Raw genomic sequence first — 18,530 nt, 5'->3', positions numbered from 1 at the left:
AAGGTCAATAGGGTATCTTACCGGGCCCGAAAAAACACAGTGTTAGTATACCAGAGTTTATAGACTTTTCCAAAGGTATCCGGAGATAACTGTATCCATTGCTTTTTTATGTTGTATACTTTTAACAAAAAAAGGAGCCTCTCGTGTTTATATTGAAGAAAAAAAGCATCCTTTTATGCGCCGTTGCCCTTCTGTCCGTGTGTTCCTATGCCCAGGCTTCAGATTTTTTTAGTCCTGACGACGAACTTACCCTGGACGACGCATGGCGGATAGCCCGGGAGAATAATCTTGCGCTGAAGAAACAACGTTTGGCATTCGAACAGGCCGAATACGCTAATAAATGGAAGACGAATCGTTTTTATCCGAACATTTCGTTATCAGGTTCCCTTAAAAACGTCCATGCGCTGCCGGGCGGCGCGGAATCTGCCGCGACTGGAACCGTTCTGTCCGCGTCGGCAGGCTTGTCTCTGTCGTTGAACAGCGGCATCGCGGAAAGTTTGGCTCAGGACGAGGCGGCGTATCTTGCGGCCGCGGCGAATTATCGGAAAACCGAGGCGTCCCTGTATCGGGATGTGTGGAAGGCCTGGAACGCAGTCTACGCTGCCCAAGGGGATCTCTCGCTGACCGAGCATAATCTGGTTCTTGCCCAAAGCCTTGCGGCTAAGGCCCGATCGAATTATGAAAACGGACAGATTCCCGAACTCGACATGCTTCAGGCTGAATATTCAGCCGCCTCGCTTCTCCCCCAGGCGATGATTCGGAAAAACGCCCTGGCGGGAAGCCTGAGAAACCTCAATTCTCTCCTTGGGATACCGCTTGATTCGGTTCTTCCGATGGCTCCCGTCGAACCCTGTTCCGGGCAGGTCATTAAAAAGCCGGACGACATGGATCGATACATCGCGCTCAGGCACGACGTCGTTTCGGCGGGAATTGCGCTGGCGCGGGCGAAAAGCGCGGCACGGAACAGCGCGCTCACCCGATACGGCCCGACTGTTTCTGTTTCGGAGAATTTCGGGATAGCGGATTTGTCTGAAGGTTCCGGTCTTCCGGAAACAGGATCTTTTTCGTTGTCTCTGTCTCTCCCGCTCGGAGGCTATCTGCCGGGTTCGAAAGACGCCGTTGCGCAAAGGGACGCCGAGACCGCGGTTAAAGAAGCGGAACTAGCGTTGATGCAAACCCGCGTCGCGGCACGGAAAGAGATAGAAAGTTTGTTCGAGTCAGCTAATCAGCTGGTTGAATCGCTGACTGTGCATAAATTGAATGAAAGAAATACGATCAGGGCATACGAGCTCGCCAGGCAGGGATACGAAGCCGGCCTCGTCGGTTCGACGAATTTGGAAACAGCCAGGAAAGACCGCCTGAACGCCGGCCTCGCTCTTCTATCCGCCGAATCGTCGTATCGAAACGTGGTCGCCGATTTGACCTTTGCGCTGAACATCCCCGTTTCGGAATTGATGAACCAAGGAGACGATAATGATTAAAACTTCTGCGGACAGAATCATTCAGCTGTTTTTACTGGCCTTTATTTTTATTTTCGGGGCAGCCATTCTGGTTGCGGTTTTTACGCCGGATAAAGCCGACGCGCAAAAGGCGCCTGCCGCCGGAAACGCTTCGCCTGCAGAGCAGAAGAAAACTCCCGGCGCGTCCGGCGGCGACAAGCAAAACGCGATCACCGTGGCCGTCCGGGATATTGCGCCGGCTGACATCGAAAAGGCTATCCGCATCAACGGGGATGTCGCTTCGCGGTCGGAAATTTCGATCTATGCCGACGCCTCGGGAAAGCTGGTCGATTATAAGGTGGGACCGGGAGCCGAGATCAAGAAGGGCGGGGTGATCGCTCTTGTGGATCCTTCCCGCCCGGGGTCTCCCTTTGCGGTGAGCCCCGTCCGTTCGACGATCGACGGAACGGTGATTTCTCTTCCGTATAAAATAGGCGAAACGATCAGCGTCTCCTCTCCGGTTGCCAAGGTCGGCGTTATCGACGAGCTGGAGCTCATCACCTTTGTTCCGGAAAAGTATGTCGCCGTGCTGCGAAGCGGATTGAAGGCGAGCGTTGCCCTCGTTCCCTTTCCGGGAGAAGTGTTTTCGGCGCGCGTGGCCAGGGTGAGCCCGGTCGTGGATTCGGTTTCCAGAACCGTGGAAGCCGTCCTTGTGTTCGATGCAAAAGACGAGCGCCTGAAGCCCGGCATGTTCGCCGCCATCAGCCTCGTCACGGAAAAAAGATCCGGAGTGTGCGTCGTGCCGCGGAGCGCTTTGCGAATCTATAACGGGGAAACCGTCGTGTATACCGTAGACGCGGATTCGAAGGCCCGCCGGGTTCGGGTTTCGACCGGCTTGATGAACGACAAGGACGCTGAAATAGTCAGCGGTCTTTCGTTCGGGGATGCGGTCATTTATTCCGGCTCCGTTTCCGAAGGCACGCCGATCCGCAGAGTCGCGGAGGGTAAAAAGTCATGAAAATATCTGAGCTGAGCGTTCGCCAGCCGGTTACGATTTCCATGCTGTTCGCATTGATTTGCGTGGTTTCGGCCATCTTTGTTCCCCGGCTGGGCGTCGCGTTGTTTCCTTCGGTAACTTTTCCCATGCTTTCGGTTTCAACGACTTACGGAAACGTCGGTCCCGCGGAGGTCGAGCAGAACGTAACGAAGCTGCTGGAATCGCGCCTGAGCGTCGTTTCCGGGCTTAAATCGATGACGTCGACTTCTTCCGCGGGAAGAAGCAATATAAGCCTGGAGTTCGGCTACGATACCGACCTGACCGAGGCCTCCGACGCGATTAACCAGATTTTAAGCCGGGTAGTCCGGATGTTGCCGGACGAATGCGACACTCCTATTCTGAGAAAATTCGACATAAACTCCATGCCGATAATGCGCCTTACCGTGCGGGGCGATCTGCCCATAAGCGAACTGAAGGCTCTTGCCGAAGACAAGATCGCTCCTCTCCTTGAACGGGTGGACGGAGTGGCCGCCACGAACGTGTCGGGCGGGGCAAACAAGATAATCCGGGTAGACGTCACGGAAAACCGCTTGCGGGCCTACGGCCTTACCCTTTCGGGGATAGCGTCTTCTCTCGCCGTCAGGAATATTCAATCCTCCGGCGGGACGATGACCGAAGACGGGAAGAATTATCAGATCTTCGTCGACGAAAAATTCAGAACCCTGGACGATATCCGGCAAACCGTGGTCGCTGGCGTTTCGATTCCCGCAGTCGGTTCTTCGGTGACCAGGTCGAACGTGGTCAGGCTTGAAGACGTCGCCGAGGTTTCGGATTCCTACGATTACAGCGGGAACGCGGTCTATATAGACGGCGTTCCCGGTCTGTATATCTCTGTTACGAATGAAACGGATTCCAACAGCACGTCGGTAGCCGAAGCTGTACGCGATGCTATTCCGGAGATAAACGCCCTGCTGCCCTTCGGCGTGGAGCTTTCGGTATTGAGCGACAATACGACGATGATATCATCCACGATGAACGAAGTGTACAATTCAGCCCTCCAGGGCGCCGTGCTGGCGATGCTCGTCATCCTCCTCTTTCTTCGAAGCATGAAGGGCACCCTGATAATCGGCTTATCCATGCCGATTTCAATTTTAGTCACCCTTTTGGGAATGTCTCTGCTCGATCTGACTCTCAATATGATGACGATGACGGGCCTTATTCTCGGAATCGGAATGATCGTCGACTCTTCGATAGTCGTCCTGGACAACATTCACCGGTATCGCGAAAAAGGGGATAATTCCGCAGTCGCGGCGATTAAGGGAAGCGGGGAGGTCGTGATTGCGATCACCGCTTCCACGCTCACCACCCTCTGCGTCTTCCTCCCCGTGCTGATATACAAGGCTGAGCTCGAAAATCTGGGGCAGATGTTCGGCGACATGGTCGTAACGGTGGTTCTTTCGCTGACGGTGTCTCTGTTCGTCTCTATAACGCTGGTCCCCGCTCTGAGCGGAAGCATTCTCAGGCTCAATACGCGCGTTCAGAAACCGCTCCGCAATCCCGTTGTCCGGCGAATCGACGAAGCGATCGAACGGTTGTTTCAGCGGATCGAGGTCGGCTATGCACGCTCTCTCTCCTTCGCACTGCGCAACCGGCTGCTTGTTCTGACCTTCGTCGCGATGCTGTTCGGCCTGTCGGTGATTCAATTCCTCTCGCTTGGATTGAGTTTCGCTCCTCAGGCGCGTACGGACGACAGCGTGACGATATCGCTCACCCTGCCCGAGGGAACGGATAATTCCATTACCGAAGCGATTTTATTCCAGGCGCAGGAAATCATCGTTCAAAAGGTCAAAGGCTATAAAAGCCTTATCCTCACGGTCGGAACGGGAAATACGGGGAGCATTCAGATAACGCTACCCGATATCAAAAAACAAACGATTACCCCGGAGGAGGTGCGGAACCTGGTTCAAAAAGACCTCGCCGGGATTCCGGGTGCGACCTTCCTTTTTACCGCGGGCCGAAGTTTCAGGCCCGGGTCCGCTATAGACGTGCGGCTTTCGTCAGAAGATCAGACGGCTGTCGCCGATACCGCCGCCCGCGTCGTGGAAATCCTGAAGGGGATTCCCGGCCTCACGGAAGTGAAAACCGATCTCGAGGGTGGCAGCCCGCAGTATACGGTTGTCGTCGACCGCGACCGCGCGGCGGCCTTCGGGGTCTCCGTTTCCGCGATTTCCTCCGAGATACAGGCGGCCTTGAACGGCATCCAGTCCACGACGATACAATACGGCAACGAAGAGGTTTCGATCCGGGTCTATCTGCCGGACTATGAGATTTCCTCGCTCTCCGACCTGACGCGTCTTTCGGTGAAGGGCACGAAGGGAATGGTGTCCCTCGACAATCTGGTGTCCTTTCAGTCCACGACAGCGCCCCGTACCATATCCCGGGAAGAGGGGCTGCGGGTGAATCATGTCACCGCCGCCCTGGAGCTTGGTACGACGGCGAACCGGCTGCAGCCGATCGTGGAAAAGGCGATTGCTGAAAAGCTCGCGCTTCCCGATTCCGTCGCGCTCGACTACGGCGGCGAGGCCCAGGATTTATCAAAATCGGGGGGAACGATGCTCCTGGTTATCCTCATCGCCGTCATACTGGTTTTCATCGTGATGGCCGCCCAGTTCGAGTCTCTGGTGGACCCCCTCATCATTCTCGTGTCGATTCCGCTCCTCCTCATCGGCGTCGTCGCCGTCTACACGGTCAGCGGCCAGGCCTTCAACCTCTTTTCGGCGGTCGGCATCGTCGCCCTGGTCGGCATCGTGGTAAACAACGGCATCGTGCTGGTCGATTATACGAACGGATTGATGAAGAACAAAATTCCGGTGGGCGATGCCTGCATCGCTGCGGCGAGAAACCGCCTCAGGCCCATTCTTATGACTACGCTGACCACCGTTTTCGCCACGATTCCGATGGGGTTTTTCCCGGGAGAAGGCGGAGAGCAGATGCAGCCGATCGGCGTCACCATTGTCGGGGGCATCCTTTCCGGCGCTGTTCTTACTCTTTTCGTGACTCCGATCATGTATACCCTGCTCAACAAGCGCCGGGAGAAGCGGTTCTACGACCCGGATTCTCTGCAGAATATGCTGGAGAACTATCAATCCTGATGTAAAAAAAACAGAAGTATTGTACTATACACAAGATACAAGCAAGGAGTTTTTGTTATATGGAAAAGAATGTATGCCCCTGCGGAAGCGGAAAAAAATTCAGCGAGTGCTGCGGTCCGATCATTTCCGGTAAAACGTCGGCGCCTACTGCAGAAAGCCTTATGCGCGCCCGGTATTCAGCCTATGTCATGCACGAGATCGACTTCATCGCCGCCTCTTGCGTCCGGGAAGAGGGCGCGAACGATATCGACATGGAGGAAACCCGCAAGTGGAGCGAGGAATCCGAGTGGCTGGGCTTGAAGATCCACGGAACCAAACAGGGCGGCCCTTCCGACGAAGAAGGCATCGTCGAGTTCTCTGCCTATTATTCCAGAAAGGGCTTGAAGGACGAGCATCGGGAAGTCGCCGGCTTCAAGAAGGTCGACGGCAAGTGGCTCTACGCCGAGGGGAATCTGACTCCCACCACGATCGTGCGCTCCGTGCCGAAGGTCGGCCGCAACGAGCCGTGCCCCTGCGGAAGCGGAAAAAAATATAAACAGTGCTGCGGTAAATAATCGCCCGCATGCTCTCAGGTGACGTTGTGCAGCCATTTTCCGCTGCGCAACCGTAACCATCCGGGTAGTACTTTCAGGACGTCTTCCGACGCGATGCAGGCATATACTGCCCACGCCGGAAGGCCGAATGCGAACGAGGCGGCCGCTCCGAGCGGCAGCGCGAACGTCCACATGAAAAACAAATCGTAGAACACGCTGAATACCGTGTCCCCTCCCGCCCTGCACACGCCGATCACCATGGACATGTTGAACGCCCTGAACGGATAGCTGAGCGCGAGCAGCATGATCATCGAGGAGACGGTTCCCAAAACGGCTGGCTCAACCTTGAAAAGAACCGGAACCAGGCGCGAAAGCGGCAGCAGCAAAAACGCGATGCAAAACGCCATGAGCGGCGCGAATGAGGTTATATACCTCGAATACGCGCGCGCCGCATCCTCCCTGCCTTCGCCGATCCGTTTCCCGATCAATACCGAACAGCCGTTTCCCAGTCCGATGAACACCACCCAGGTGAGCTGGGAAAGCGTGTTCACTATGTTGAAGGCCGCGAAGGCGTCCGTGCCGGTTCTCGCGAAAATAAGGTTCTGCATCGAAACCCCGAGGGACCACAAAAGCTCGTTGACGATCACCGGAAAAGCGATCGCGAAGTACCGGGATACGAAGCGGGCGTCGATAGCGAACAGCTCCCTGAAGGTTCCCGCGATCGCGTATTTTCTGGCGTAGGCAGTCGTCACGAGGATCAAAAGCTCGACGAAGCGGGCGATCACGGTGGCAATGGCCGCTCCCCTGATTCCCAGCTCGGGAAAGGGTCCGAGTCCGAAAATGAGGAGGGCGTTCAGGCAGACGTTCAAACTCAGCGATATGAAGGTCGCCGTCATCGAAAGCTTGACTTTTTCGATCGTCCGCATCATCAGGGTGAATACGAAGCTTATCCCGAAAGGTATGAAGCAGGGCGCCACGGTCCTGAGATACAAACTGCCGAGTTCGACGACCATCGGGTCCCTGGAGTAGAGGGACAGGATCGTTCGCGGGGCGAACAGGCTGACTCCCGTGAACAGCGACGCTATCGCGAACACGATGATCAAACACAATCCGAAGTTTTTCCGGATGCCCGCTATGTCCTTTTTCCCCCAGAACTGGGCCGCGAACACGCCTCCTCCTGAAACCGCTCCGAAGAGGATCATATTCATCAGAAAGAAGAAGTTGTTCGCAAGTCCTACGGCGGCGATTTCCGCCGTTCCGAGACGGCCGATCATGACGGTGTCGATCATGTTGACGGATGAATTGATCAGGTTTTGCAGCATGATCGGAATCGCCAGAGAGAAAAGCGCGCGGTGGAATTCGGCGGTTCCCAGCCGGTTTGCCATCGATTTTGTAAGCGTTGTCGGGGTTATTTTCATGAGTGTTCCGTTTTTTTCGACGCCTGGAATACGCCCGCCACGACGAGTATCGTTCCGACTCCTGCGAAGGGGGTGAGCGGCTCTCCGAGTATGAGCGCCGATTCGAAGAGGGTCAACAGCGGGATGAAATAGATGAAATTGTTCGCCTTCGTGGCGCCGAGCGTCCAGATAACCCTGTTCCAGGCGACATAGGCTCCGCAGGAGGCGAAAACGGCCAGAAAGAGAAAGTTGACGGCCATGACCGGATCTGCGAAGGCCGAAAATTGCAGGCGGATCGGCGAAACGATAACGACGGGAAGCGAGGTAAGCAGGGTGTAAAAAAAGATTTTCCGGGTGATGTAATAAGTCGGATATTTCGTTTTGAGGTTTTTAATGGTGATCGAGTAGACCGCCCAGGAAAGCGCCGAGCTGAGCGCGAGCAGGTCCCCCGCCGGGTTGAGCTTCAAAACGAAGGTTCCGTTCAGAATGACCAGGGCCGCGCCCGCGAAGGCTATGAGGGCGCCGGATATCGAATTGCGTGAAAACTTTTCCCCGCGAATGAAAAAATGAGCCAGAATCGCGGTGAGTATCGGCGCCGTCGAGACCAAAAGCGATACGTTCGATGCGAGCGAAAACCGCAGCGCGAAGTTTTCTCCCAAAAAGTAGAGCGATCCTCCCGAGATACCCGCCAGAACGAGGGTCAGCTCGGCCTTCAGGCTTTCGGGGCGATGCACTTTCGGATACACGATGAACATGAGAAGCCACGCGGCGAAAAACCGGTACAGGAGAATTTCAACCGGCGAGAATTCCTTCAGAAGTATTTTGGTCGAGATGAAGGTCGAGCTCCATACGAATATGGTCGCGAAGGCCACTATGTAAATCCGAATTTTTCCTGCCGCAGTGTTCACCGTTTTTTCTCCATTATCAATGCGTCCGAGCCCGCGTCTCCGTCCTTGAAAAAAGATGGGAGCACGCCTGTATATTGAAATCCGCAGCCTTCGTAAATATGCCGGGCCGCGCGCCACTGTTCGTGGACTATGAATACGACGCGATCGATTTTCGGGTTTTCGGCGCACAGGAGATCCAGCGCCTCGCAGAAAAACGCGCGTCCCGTTCCGCCTCTCGCTTCCGGGAGAACGGCGAAGGACGAAATGTAAAGCACCCTTCCTTCCGGATTATGCCGTTCGCTTGCCCGGTGTCCAAGCCTGTATCCTTCCGCTGAGGGCGGCGGCGCCTTGTCCCAAATTTCGGCAGTGAGATAGCCGACCGGTTCGCCGCTTCGGCGGCATCCGCCGTTGCCGCCGTTACTGCCGTTACTGCAGTTGCCGGCCCGGCGGCAATCTTCGCGGTCGTTTCTATTGCCTTCGCTTCCAGCCTCGAGGATCAACGCTCCGCCGGGAAACGCGTTCAACCGGTCCGCAAAGGTTTCTTCGCTCTCTTGAATCTCCGGAGCGAAGGAGGCTCTTTCAATGTTCATCAGGGCCGGGAGGTCCCGCGCTTCGGCGCGCCGTATGCGCAATGTGCCCCTTACCATCCGAGAATCTCCCTGCGGCGTTTCTTTCCGAGCGCCTCAAGAGCGTCGCGTAGCGAACCGGCTTCGCTGTTTTTTCTGTGCGCTTCGAGATCTATGGTGAACCGGTTCATGGAAAAATGCTGATAGAGAAACACCGGCGATTCCGGCTTTTGATCGTACAAGACTTGGAGTTCTTGCGAGTAGGGAGCGAACAATCCCGAGGTCCGCATCTCGGCGTACCCGACTATCCACAGCGGACATCCGAGACCGCGCTGCAGCTTGACGGTTTCCTCCGCCGTGCGGCGCTGCGTTTCTTCGAAAAAGGCCCTGAACCGCTCTCCGCCGTTTTTCCGCAAAAGGCCGAGCTGCTTCGTTTTCGCCGTATGTATCGGGCTTTTATTCAAAATGACGACGTTCTTGCGGAAATCGATGTTCAATTCCGGATTCATCCGGAAAAATCTGTCGGCCAGCTTGCCCGATTGTCCAACCAGATACCGGCGGTTTTTGGCGAGCTGCTCGTCCTTTCCGGGATTGTCGGCGACCAGGATCAGGTCGATCCTGTCGTGTTCCGATATGTCGTCGAGGTTTCGGTTGTAGACCACCGCCGTCTCAAGCGGATATTCGGGCGTACCGTCGGAAGCGCATGCGGTTGTCTGGAGCTGGGTAAGCCATCCGGCAGGCGAATCGGCGGTTTTTTCCCATTCGTCGCAGCAAGAACGGTAGGCGTTTCTGAAATGCGCAAAAGAAGACCATTGAGCGGGAGTCATTGAGGCGAGTATATCAAAGCCGCCGGCTAGCTTCCAGCGGTTTTTGCGTTCGCCGTCAGTTTTCCGGCGAATCCGCCCCGACCCCTTCGGGAGAGGTTTTCAGGTCGGGAAGTATTGCGCCGCCTTTGACGAGCCAGGAAACGCCGAACGCTACAAGCATTACGATCTCAAGAACAAGGGTGATCCTGCTTTCCTTGCGGAATGCGTCGGAGGTGAAAACCGTAACGGGTATCAGGATTCCGATGCTCGCGAAAATCGCCGCCCCGCAGGCGACGAAGAGCTGGTTTCTCCGGTATTTGCGCGAATTTTTCTCGACCGGATGCGAGCTTTTAGTGAAAATCCAGATCGAGTTCGCCGCCAGCAGGCTGAAAAATGAAAGCGCGCTCAGCGTGTGGATGATGTTCGTTACGCTGTTCGGAAGCAAAAGAAGGCTCACCGGGTCGGTCCACTCCGGATTTATGCAGGGGAAGCAGGCGATGCCGATGGCGAAGGCGCCGGTCAGATTCGTAACGACGTTGTCGATCCGCTCGTACCCCTTGTAGGTCATCAGGAACAGCGCGACTCCGATGAGAATTCCGACGAAAATATCGCGCATGTTCGTGTAGTAATGCATGCTGATGGAGTCCTGAACCACGAATCCGTTATACGGCAGAGATCCGAAAACGCAGACAAAGGGGAGCAAAATGCCGAGAACTCCGATCAGCGTCCGCAAGTGCATATACGATATGACGATGCTTTTGTTTCGCTTCATTTTTCTTCTCTTTTATCTGATTTGCGGCGGATTAAGGCCGGTTAATCTTTCAGTCCAGCTTGCTGATTAAATCGTTGATTTTCCCCATATCGGCCTCGTTGATGAAGACCTGGAGACCTTCTTCAGCCTTCTTTTCGGTAAATTGAATGCCTGCTTTTTTCAAGTTTTCTATGAGGAAGGCCGCTTCCAAATCGCTATCGAACGTATCAAGTAACACCATAGAAATCCTCCCTGTTGTCGAGTACTGTAGTTAGTATAACCTGTAACTCAATTTACTTCGAGTCTGCCGAAATTTGCAAGCAGTCGAATTTTTTCGATAGCGGTAATCGCCGTCCACCATCGCTCGGAAACGGCGAATTGGGTCGGGTATTTCGCCGTGTTTTCCATCCATGTCCAGGTTATCGGCCAGACTCCCTCGCCGGTTTGCGTCCGGATTAAATAGTCGAGCTCGGTTTCCATAAGTTCTTTGCACAGCGGGTAAAAAGGGCTGTCCGGGCTTGAAACATACTTCGACGGCCTGATTACGTAGCCGCCCCATTTGCCGACGTCCGGTTCGATGCTTTCAAGAATCAGGTTCGACAGTATCCGGAAGAGACCCTCGTGTTTTTCTTCGGAAAGGAGGCCCGTTTTGCGGCAGGTTTCCAGCAGCGTAACGTAGCCCGCTATGCCCATCTCTCCGAAGCCGGTCTGGGATTTGAGTTTTGCCAGCAGAACGACCGCGAGCCGGTAGGCCGTCTCGAACAACTCCGGATCGCTCGTATGATTCGTAAGAATATGGCTGCAGAATTCCGCGGTGAGTCCTATTCCCTGGATTTTGTTTTCTTTCGCGCTGTAGATCCACCAGGGCGCGCAGGGATGATTCGAATTGCTTTTAATGGTGAAGCTCCAACCGCTTTGAGGATTGAAGTCCTTTTGCGATTTGATATAGCGGTAGATCCCCTCGTCCACGGGATTTCCGGAGCGGGCTTCCTTGATCGATTGTAAAATTTTGATCGCGTAGAGGGTTGTGTAGGGGCTTGATTCGGGGTTCCAGCTGTCGGGCTCGAGCGCGTTGCCGAATCCGCCGTCTTCGTTTTGATAGAGCGACAAAATCTTTACAACCGAATCGCCGCACTCTTTTTTGAACAGCGCGTTCCAAAGAGCCGCCTCTAACGGCCGGCCGTTTCTGAAAATCCAGGATTCCGCGCGATTTACGGCGTCTTTTGCTGCTTTCATGGAAGATCCCCTTGGTATTTTTGACTATTCTAGTTCCGATCGGGATTTTTTGATAGTAAAAAAAATAGCAAGGGGTTGCGTCTTGAGCCGCCGGATATAGCGCCTGCGTTCGCAAGCCCCCCGGATTGCAATCCGGGGGATTCCGTCATCTGTGAGCGATCAACTCGATTTCAACTTCGGCTCCAAGCGGTAGTTCCTGCACCCCGATAGTCGAGCGGGCCGGGAAGGGCTCCGAGAAATGAGTCTTATATTCTGCGTTCATCTCGGCGAAGTTCGCCATGTTCGTCAGGAACACGGTGGTTTTCACGACATGGGCGGGAGTCAGCCCGGCAGCTTCCAGCACCGAAAATAAATTGAGCAGGCATCTGCGCGTCTGCTCCGCGATGCTTCCGGAAACGAGCTTCTTGGTCTCCGGATCCATCGGCGTCTGCCCCGAAAGAAACACGAGGTCTCCGGCGCCGATCGCCTGCGAGTAGGGGCCGACGACCGCCGCTCCGTTCGCGCTGAACGCTTTTTTATCCATAGCTAGCATCTCCTTTTAATACGAAAAACTCTCCTGCCTCTGCTCATTCGACAGGCGCCGCGGAGTCCTTCGAGGCGAGCATGTTTCGTCGCCTGATTTCCGCGGTTACCGTCAGCATGAACAGGCCAGACCACCAGAGAATCATATCGACAATCTGGAATTTATTCACGTTCGGTATGATTCCGAAAATCGTCAAACTGAGCAGAAAGTCGCTGATGGTAACCGAAACGCAGCCGATGAAGCAGACGTATTGGGACGCCGGGCTGATGTGTTCTTCTCCGAAGCGCGCGGACGATCGCCACAGGAACAGCGCATGGATGAAGCAGTAGACGAACACCGCCAGCTTCAGGTCTCCGAGGTAATCGTAGAGAATGATGTAAAAGACTCCCATCACTATGGCGACCGGTATGAAGCGGACAAGGTCGGGGCTTCTGTCCGAAAAATAGAAATACAGCGTGTAGCAGACGATTCCCAGGGTGTTCGCTCCGATGCCGACCATGAACGCCGTCTCTCCCGGGAGTTCCATGAAAATGTCCCCGATCATGGAAAACAGCAAGCCTGCGAAAATCCACGCGTTGCTCTTGTCCAGCCGTACGACGAGTATCCACGCGGCCATCAAGAGGGTCGGGATCGCTTTCAGCAGCACCGCCTGAGGCAGCGGCACGCTGTGCCTCAAAACGATGAAGAGCACGGCCGCGGCGAGCCCTGCGACAAAGAATGCAATCGAAGCAGTCTTTTTGTTCATATCTTCTCCTATTCGATATCAATCCTGAACTCCGGCCGGGCCGTCCTTTCGCAGCGCCCATCGCAGCATCGTTTCTCATTGCCCTTTCGCAACGACCCATCGCACCGTCGTTTCGTATTGCTCTTTCGCAGCGACCCATCGCACCGTCCTTTCGCATTGTCTCGTCAAAACGGAATAACGACTCCGGCAATTATGCATGCCGCGACGATGACCGGCGCCGGGATTTTCCTCAGCAGCAGCAATCCGGCGGAAGCAGCCGTCGCAACGAGCGCGTCCGCGGAAAACCCGTTCTTCCGCATCAGCACGACCGCAGAGGCCGCAATCAAGCCGCACGCGGCAGCGGTTACCCCGCGCAAGGCAATGCGGATTCCGCGGATAGCCTTGAGATTTTCCCAAATCGGATACACGAAGTAGATGAGCAGCACTCCCGGCATAAAGATTCCGATTCCGCCGGCCGCCGCGCCCAGGATCTGGAATAAGACTCCGCTTCCCCTCGCCGCCATTCCGCCCGCGTAGGCGCTGAAGCTGAACATCGGGCCGGGCAATCCCTGAACGAGGCCGAACCCGGTGAGAAATTCCTGATCGCTCATGTAGCGATTGGCTTCCACCAATTCGCTGAACATCAGCGGAACCACTACCTGCCCGCCTCCAATGACCAGATATCCGTAGCGGTAGAAGCTTTCGAACAGATGAACGATTCTGTTGTCGCTGACGGTGATTGCCGCGAAACCCGCGAGCGCGGTTGCCGCGAAAGCCGCAAGGTATGCCCAGGGCGGATCGAGTCGAACCCGGTTCCAGATGTTCTTCTCTTTCGACGCGGCCGCGGCGAACGCTCCTCCCGCGATCAACACCAGCGGATAGATCCACGGCTCGTGTATGAAGTACGTCGTTGTTCCTGCGAACAGCATGAGCAGAAAAGCCGTCTTGTCTGCGATCGCCTTTCGCCCGAGCCGGTATGCCGCGACTATGATGAAGCCGACCGCCATCGGCCCGATGTATCTGAGAATGCCGGGGGAAATCCTGCGCTGTTCCAAAAAAGCGCCGAGAAACGAGAGCATCGTCATAACCGCAAGAACCGGCGCCGCCCATACCAGCAGGGTCAACGCACCGAGAACCGGCCCTCCGACCTTATATCCGATCGCGACGATCGTTTGCGTGCTGCTCGGTCCGGGGAGAATTCCCGTGAGCGCGATAAGCTCCAGAAGCTCTTCCTCTGTAAGGTGCTTTTTCCGGGAAACCATATGATCGGCGAAAACCCCGTAATGCGCCTCCGGCCCCCCGTACGCTCCCAGCGAACAGACGAACACATCTGCGAGAAACGCCCCCCATCCGGTGTTTTTTCCAGGCTTATTCATCCGGCTCCTTATTTCACGATCGAGTAGTACTTTGCGTCCCTGGGCAGGTCCGAGATATTCGGATGGATGATCGAGCGTCGAAGCGTGCCCTCATATTTCATCCCGATCTTTTCCATCACTTTGCCGGATCCGGGATTGTCGATGTCGTGCGTCGCCCAAATCCGATATATGTTCGGCAGTCTGTATACATGCCGAATAAGCGGCAGCATTGCTTCCGTCATCAGTCCCTGGTTCCAGTACCTTCGCGCCAGAACATAGCCGAAATCGGTTTGAAAATCGTCGAATCTGAAATCTATCATCCCGATCGTTTCCGCATCCGCCTTATGATGAACGACGAATTTGAGTCCGGATTCGTCGTTTGCCGTTTTAATGCAAAATCGCACCCACTCCTCGGTTTGCGCATACTCGGTGTGCGGTTTCCATGTAAGGTATTTGGTAACCTCGGCATCCTGGGCATAATTTCTGAAAATATCGGACGCGTCCTGGAATACCGGAGGCCTTACGATCAGCCGGTCTGTTTCAAAAATCATTCCGTCTCCTGCGTGTCGATGAAGGTTGTATTTGATTTCCAGGGCAGAAATGGGCGGATTCTGTCGCTTGGTCGTGGATACGCAATCCGATGCTTTTGAGCACGACACCTGATTCGAATTAAAAACCCGGAACCCCGAGAGGTTTGTAGTTCATCGTACGCATGCAGCCTTAACCCGTTCAGCTGCGAAAGCGCAACCTTCTCTATAAACATGAAAACCACTTGTTTTTTTCCGTCCGGCTCATACCGCTCTATAATCCGAATCATGTAAAAATAATAAAGTCATCTGTTCATATTTGAAAGAAAAATCGGCGCGGATTGAAAAAAACAACCTTTGCCCGGATAAAACATAGGGCAGAAATAACAATTATCTTCTATATATAAGCATGATCCTCTCTATCAGCGAACTAACGCCCGAATTGCTCTTAATCAAAACTGTAAACAACCAGAATCTTATTACTATTATTCGTGCCGTTCCTTCCGCTTCCTGGTCGCAAAAAATGGATGGATGGATTATGGTTCGAAACACGAAATATCTACGTGGCTTTCTTCGCGCTCTGTTTAAATACCGGTTCATTTCTTTTTCTTCCCTGTTGAGCGATCCTGAAATATTGCAGAGCCTCCCCATAACGATGAACCTGCAAATTCCCCAGGGAACGATCCCGCGGCCGATCCAAATCGACTGCGGAGATGCCCCTGCTCCGTCGTCGTCGCCTATTCCGGCTACTATCCACGGGACAAAGACGCCAATTCCGGCTAATGTCCACGGGACAAAGACGCCTATTCCGACTACTATCCATCGGACAAAGTTGCCTGCTGTGAATAATACAGTCGACATCCATCCTCTGCTGAAAAAGTATCGGGATGCCCTTGAGGCGCGGCACTATAGTCCGCGTACGTGCGAAGCCTATGTAAAGTGGGTTGAGCGTTTTTTCAGCAAACACTCCCGGGTCGAATCCGGAAAATTAACGACAAAGCATCTTAATGAGTTCATCACCGCCCTTGCGGTTGAAGGCGACGTAAGCGCTTCTACCCAAAATCAGGCTCTTGCTGCGCTTCTTTTTTTGTATAAGTGCATCCTCGGCCATCCGCCGGAAGAAATCGGAGAAGTGATCCGAGCAAAAAAACCGGTTCGTCTTCCTGTAGTTCTCAGTAGAAATGAAGTCAACACGGTTATATCCCTTCTTCAGGATGAAAAACGTTTAATTGCACGTCTTATGTACGGAACCGGCATGCGGATTATGGAGTGCCTGTCTCTTCGTGTCCAAGATATAGACTTTGAACGCAATGAAATCCTTGTTCGTAACGGAAAAGGCGCTAAGGACAGGCATACCATGCTCCCTCAATCTCTTGAGCCGGCTCTTCGCGAGCATCTTTCGCACATAAAAGCCCTGCATGCAAGGGATCTCGCTGAAGGATTCGGCGGAGTTCTGCTTCCCGGCTCGCTCGAGAGAAAGTATGCCAACGCGTCTAAATCATGGTCCTGGCAATGGGTTTTTCCTCAAGATCGACGGTGGAAAGATCCAGAGTCCGGAATAGAGGGGCGGCACCATATGGATGAATCTATTCTTCAGCGCGCTGTCCATGAGGCTGTTCTTAAGGCCGGCCTCTCGAAAAAAGCCACATGCCATACGTTTCGGCACTCGTTCGCGACCCATCTTTTAGAGAACGGCTACGATATAAGAACTGTTCAGGAACTTCTCGGCCATACAGACGTAAAAACAACGATGATTTATACCCATGTTCTCAATAAAGGCCCGTCTGGAGTAAAAAGCCCTTTAGATCAGCTGTAATTAAAGCAACTTTAGTGGGCAAAATACTCAGTGACATTTATATTTTTCGTGTTATACTGATCAGCATAAAAACCTTCGACGTTGAGAAAATCAGTGTTAATTAATAATATGAGGATGAGAATTGCTTAAAATATTCGTTAATCAGTTGAATTTTCCCATTAATTGCTCGTTTTACACGAATTTAATCAAGGTTTTTTATTGATTTAGGACAAGGAAGTATTGATGCTTTCCGGCAGCAGTCACGTCGTTTCGGCACGGACACGCAGCCGCGCAATCTGTCTCACCCCTCGGTCTGCATGCCGTCCCTTAAAGCTTTGGCATGCCTGCATCTCTTCAGCCTAACCCCTTATATTTCAGATTATACTGCAACTAAGCATCACCCATACAATTTTTTAGGAACAGTCCAATAAATGTTAGTCGGACGCCTACGGCGCCGAGGAAAAGAAAGAATATGTTAGGCAGGAAAAGGAATTTGTGCATACAAGCTATGCATGAAGAACCGTATACTCGAGCAGATATGCTCTGTTGCGCTTAAAAGATCCTTTAAGCTTGATGCGAAACAAAAACGCTCTCTTCAGAATATGAGGGAGTGTAAAACAACCCGGTATGGCGGCCGAGTTGTGCAATGCACAAAATGTGGAACAATCGCAACTGTATATAATTCCTGTAACCAACGTGGTTGTCCTATCTGTTATAAAGCGAACCAGAAAAGATGGGAGGATAAGGTATTAACATCTGTATTAAATGTTAATCACTTTCATTTAGTCATATCAATTCCACAGGTTTTCACTGGCGTGTGGCTCAGAAATAAGAAAGATTTCATGAACGCTTTTTTCGAATGTGTAAAGCGTGCAATAAATAACATATCGAAATATTATGGAATAACCCCTGGATGTATAGCGGTATTTCAAACACATGGAAAGGGGATGTCTTATAAACCGCATATACATTGCGTGTTATCTGATGGTGGACTGACTGGTAACGGTGACTGGATGCCGTTAGGAACGATATCATATACGCGAATTACTGATGTGATAAAAGAATATCTTGTTAAAGAATTACAGAGAAAACATATACAAGATATTCCTGAACAGAAGGATATTAATGATCGCGAATGGAATGTATACGCAACATATTATCAGGGAAATGTACAAAAGATAATAGGATATTTAGCACACGCCGCTAAGGGTGTAGTGATAAACCTTAATCAAGAATTGGTGGAAAACGAAGAGAAAGGAACATTTAGTTATATTGAACGTCATGCAGGGAAAGAGACGCGAATTGAGTTGGATAAGGAACTGTTTGTATCTCGATACATGAATCACATACCTGTCCCTCATACTGTAACAGTACGGAATTATGGATTATACTCAAACCAATACAGCGATAAGTTAGAAAAACTGCAGAAAATATTTCCGATGGAAATAGAGATGGAAGAAGCGGAATGTGTAGATCATTGTCCTATATGTCATGCGGCAATGGAAATCATTATGACCTTGGAACCGTATGAAGAAGTTCCTGCACATGAAATATTGTGTAAGATAAAGCTTCCTGAAACGTAAAGAGAATGGGTGTAAGAGTATAGCGACTCCAAGATAGTAAAAGACCTGGTAAAGATATGTCCAAAAAAGAGAAATGAAAGAAATAAATGTGAAAGAGATATAATAAAAAAAGAAACTAGTACAAAAGATGATGAGTATAAGTATTAAAAGCAGCAAATAATAGAAAGAAACCTGTAAAATCTTCCAAATCAAATCATTTGAAATGCAATAAGAGAGAAGCGACTAACAACTGCTTCAACCTGACATTGCTTCGCAATGC

At 52.6% G+C, this 18,530-nt stretch carries 17 protein-coding genes; 6 read left to right on the top strand and 11 right to left on the bottom strand.

Features of this window, described 5'->3' with window-relative positions; genetic code table 11:
• Window positions 1-143 precede the first annotated feature (143 nt).
• The 4 genes from K7J14_RS15625 to K7J14_RS15610 are packed head-to-tail and all read left to right on the top strand — an operon-like array spanning window position 144 to window position 6,142.
• On the top strand, window positions 144-1,481 hold the full coding sequence (locus K7J14_RS15625) for a TolC family protein (RefSeq protein ID WP_230758606.1): 1,338 nt from the start codon (window positions 144-146) through the stop codon (window positions 1,479-1,481).
• Window positions 1,474-2,457: an efflux RND transporter periplasmic adaptor subunit gene (locus K7J14_RS15620; RefSeq protein WP_230758602.1), complete on the top strand. Its 984-nt coding sequence runs from the start codon at window positions 1,474-1,476 to the stop codon at window positions 2,455-2,457. The genes K7J14_RS15625 and K7J14_RS15620 overlap by 8 nt, the downstream gene beginning before the upstream one ends.
• Entirely contained in the window at window positions 2,454-5,588 is a 3,135-nt protein-coding gene (locus K7J14_RS15615) for an efflux RND transporter permease subunit (RefSeq protein WP_230758599.1), read from the top strand. The genes K7J14_RS15620 and K7J14_RS15615 overlap by 4 nt, the downstream gene beginning before the upstream one ends.
• A gap of 59 nt (window positions 5,589-5,647) precedes the next feature.
• Window positions 5,648-6,142 carry a YchJ family protein gene (locus K7J14_RS15610; RefSeq protein WP_230758589.1) on the top strand — a complete coding sequence of 165 codons (495 nt, stop codon included), beginning with the start codon at window positions 5,648-5,650 and terminating at the stop codon, window positions 6,140-6,142.
• Between the two features lie 14 nt (window positions 6,143-6,156).
• Here K7J14_RS15610 and K7J14_RS15605 read toward each other — a convergent pair whose 3' ends face one another.
• The 11 genes from K7J14_RS15605 to K7J14_RS15555 all read right to left on the bottom strand — a co-directional run bounded on the left by K7J14_RS15605 (window position 6,157) and on the right by K7J14_RS15555 (window position 14,917).
• Complete coding sequence (locus tag K7J14_RS15605) at window positions 6,157-7,539, bottom strand: MATE family efflux transporter (RefSeq protein ID WP_230758587.1); 1,383 nt, start codon at window positions 7,537-7,539, stop codon at window positions 6,157-6,159.
• Complete coding sequence (locus K7J14_RS15600; RefSeq protein WP_230758585.1) at window positions 7,536-8,426, bottom strand: DMT family transporter; 891 nt, start codon at window positions 8,424-8,426, stop codon at window positions 7,536-7,538. The genes K7J14_RS15605 and K7J14_RS15600 overlap by 4 nt, the downstream gene beginning before the upstream one ends.
• Window positions 8,423-9,052, bottom strand: a complete 630-nt coding sequence (locus K7J14_RS15595) for a GNAT family N-acetyltransferase (RefSeq protein WP_230758584.1) — start codon at window positions 9,050-9,052, stop codon at window positions 8,423-8,425. The genes K7J14_RS15600 and K7J14_RS15595 overlap by 4 nt, the downstream gene beginning before the upstream one ends.
• Window positions 9,046-9,798, bottom strand: a complete 753-nt coding sequence (locus K7J14_RS15590; protein ID WP_230758582.1) for a hypothetical protein — start codon at window positions 9,796-9,798, stop codon at window positions 9,046-9,048. Before K7J14_RS15590 ends, K7J14_RS15595 begins: the two co-directional genes overlap by 7 nt.
• A gap of 55 nt (window positions 9,799-9,853) precedes the next feature.
• Window positions 9,854-10,549 carry a hypothetical protein gene (locus K7J14_RS15585; protein WP_230758580.1) on the bottom strand — a complete coding sequence of 232 codons (696 nt, stop codon included), beginning with the start codon at window positions 10,547-10,549 and terminating at the stop codon, window positions 9,854-9,856.
• Window positions 10,550-10,598: 49 nt separating this feature from the next.
• The gene (locus tag K7J14_RS15580) at window positions 10,599-10,769 is read right to left on the bottom strand and encodes a hypothetical protein (RefSeq protein ID WP_230758576.1); all 171 of its coding nucleotides are present in this window, start codon (window positions 10,767-10,769) and stop codon (window positions 10,599-10,601) included.
• 47 nt (window positions 10,770-10,816) lie between these two features.
• Window positions 10,817-11,764, bottom strand: a complete 948-nt coding sequence (locus K7J14_RS15575; protein ID WP_230758574.1) for a hypothetical protein — start codon at window positions 11,762-11,764, stop codon at window positions 10,817-10,819.
• A 145-nt stretch (window positions 11,765-11,909) separates the two neighbouring features.
• Window positions 11,910-12,287: a RidA family protein gene (locus tag K7J14_RS15570; protein ID WP_230758571.1), complete on the bottom strand. Its 378-nt coding sequence runs from the start codon at window positions 12,285-12,287 to the stop codon at window positions 11,910-11,912.
• Between the two features lie 43 nt (window positions 12,288-12,330).
• Window positions 12,331-13,032 carry a lysoplasmalogenase gene (locus tag K7J14_RS15565; RefSeq protein WP_230758569.1) on the bottom strand — a complete coding sequence of 234 codons (702 nt, stop codon included), beginning with the start codon at window positions 13,030-13,032 and terminating at the stop codon, window positions 12,331-12,333.
• Between the two features lie 164 nt (window positions 13,033-13,196).
• Window positions 13,197-14,387: a chromate efflux transporter gene (gene chrA / locus K7J14_RS15560; RefSeq protein ID WP_230758564.1), complete on the bottom strand. Its 1,191-nt coding sequence runs from the start codon at window positions 14,385-14,387 to the stop codon at window positions 13,197-13,199.
• Window positions 14,388-14,395: 8 nt separating this feature from the next.
• A complete protein-coding gene (locus K7J14_RS15555; protein WP_230758559.1) occupies window positions 14,396-14,917 on the bottom strand; it encodes a GNAT family N-acetyltransferase in 522 nt (173 codons plus the stop codon).
• Window positions 14,918-15,431: 514 nt separating this feature from the next.
• Between K7J14_RS15555 and K7J14_RS15550 the strand changes: the two genes are divergently transcribed.
• A complete protein-coding gene (locus K7J14_RS15550) occupies window positions 15,432-16,709 on the top strand; it encodes an integron integrase (protein WP_330165606.1) in 1,278 nt (425 codons plus the stop codon).
• Between the two features lie 491 nt (window positions 16,710-17,200).
• The gene (locus tag K7J14_RS15545; RefSeq protein ID WP_456243442.1) at window positions 17,201-18,271 is read left to right on the top strand and encodes an IS91 family transposase; all 1,071 of its coding nucleotides are present in this window, start codon (window positions 17,201-17,203) and stop codon (window positions 18,269-18,271) included.
• Window positions 18,272-18,530: the final 259 nt, after the last annotated feature.

It is taken from the genome of Teretinema zuelzerae (genome assembly GCF_021021555.1).
Classification (GTDB): Bacteria; Spirochaetota; Spirochaetia; order Treponematales; family Treponemataceae; genus Teretinema; species Teretinema zuelzerae.
The sequence above is the reverse complement of the archived record's forward strand: the minus strand, read 5'-3'. Positions and strand labels throughout refer to the sequence as shown.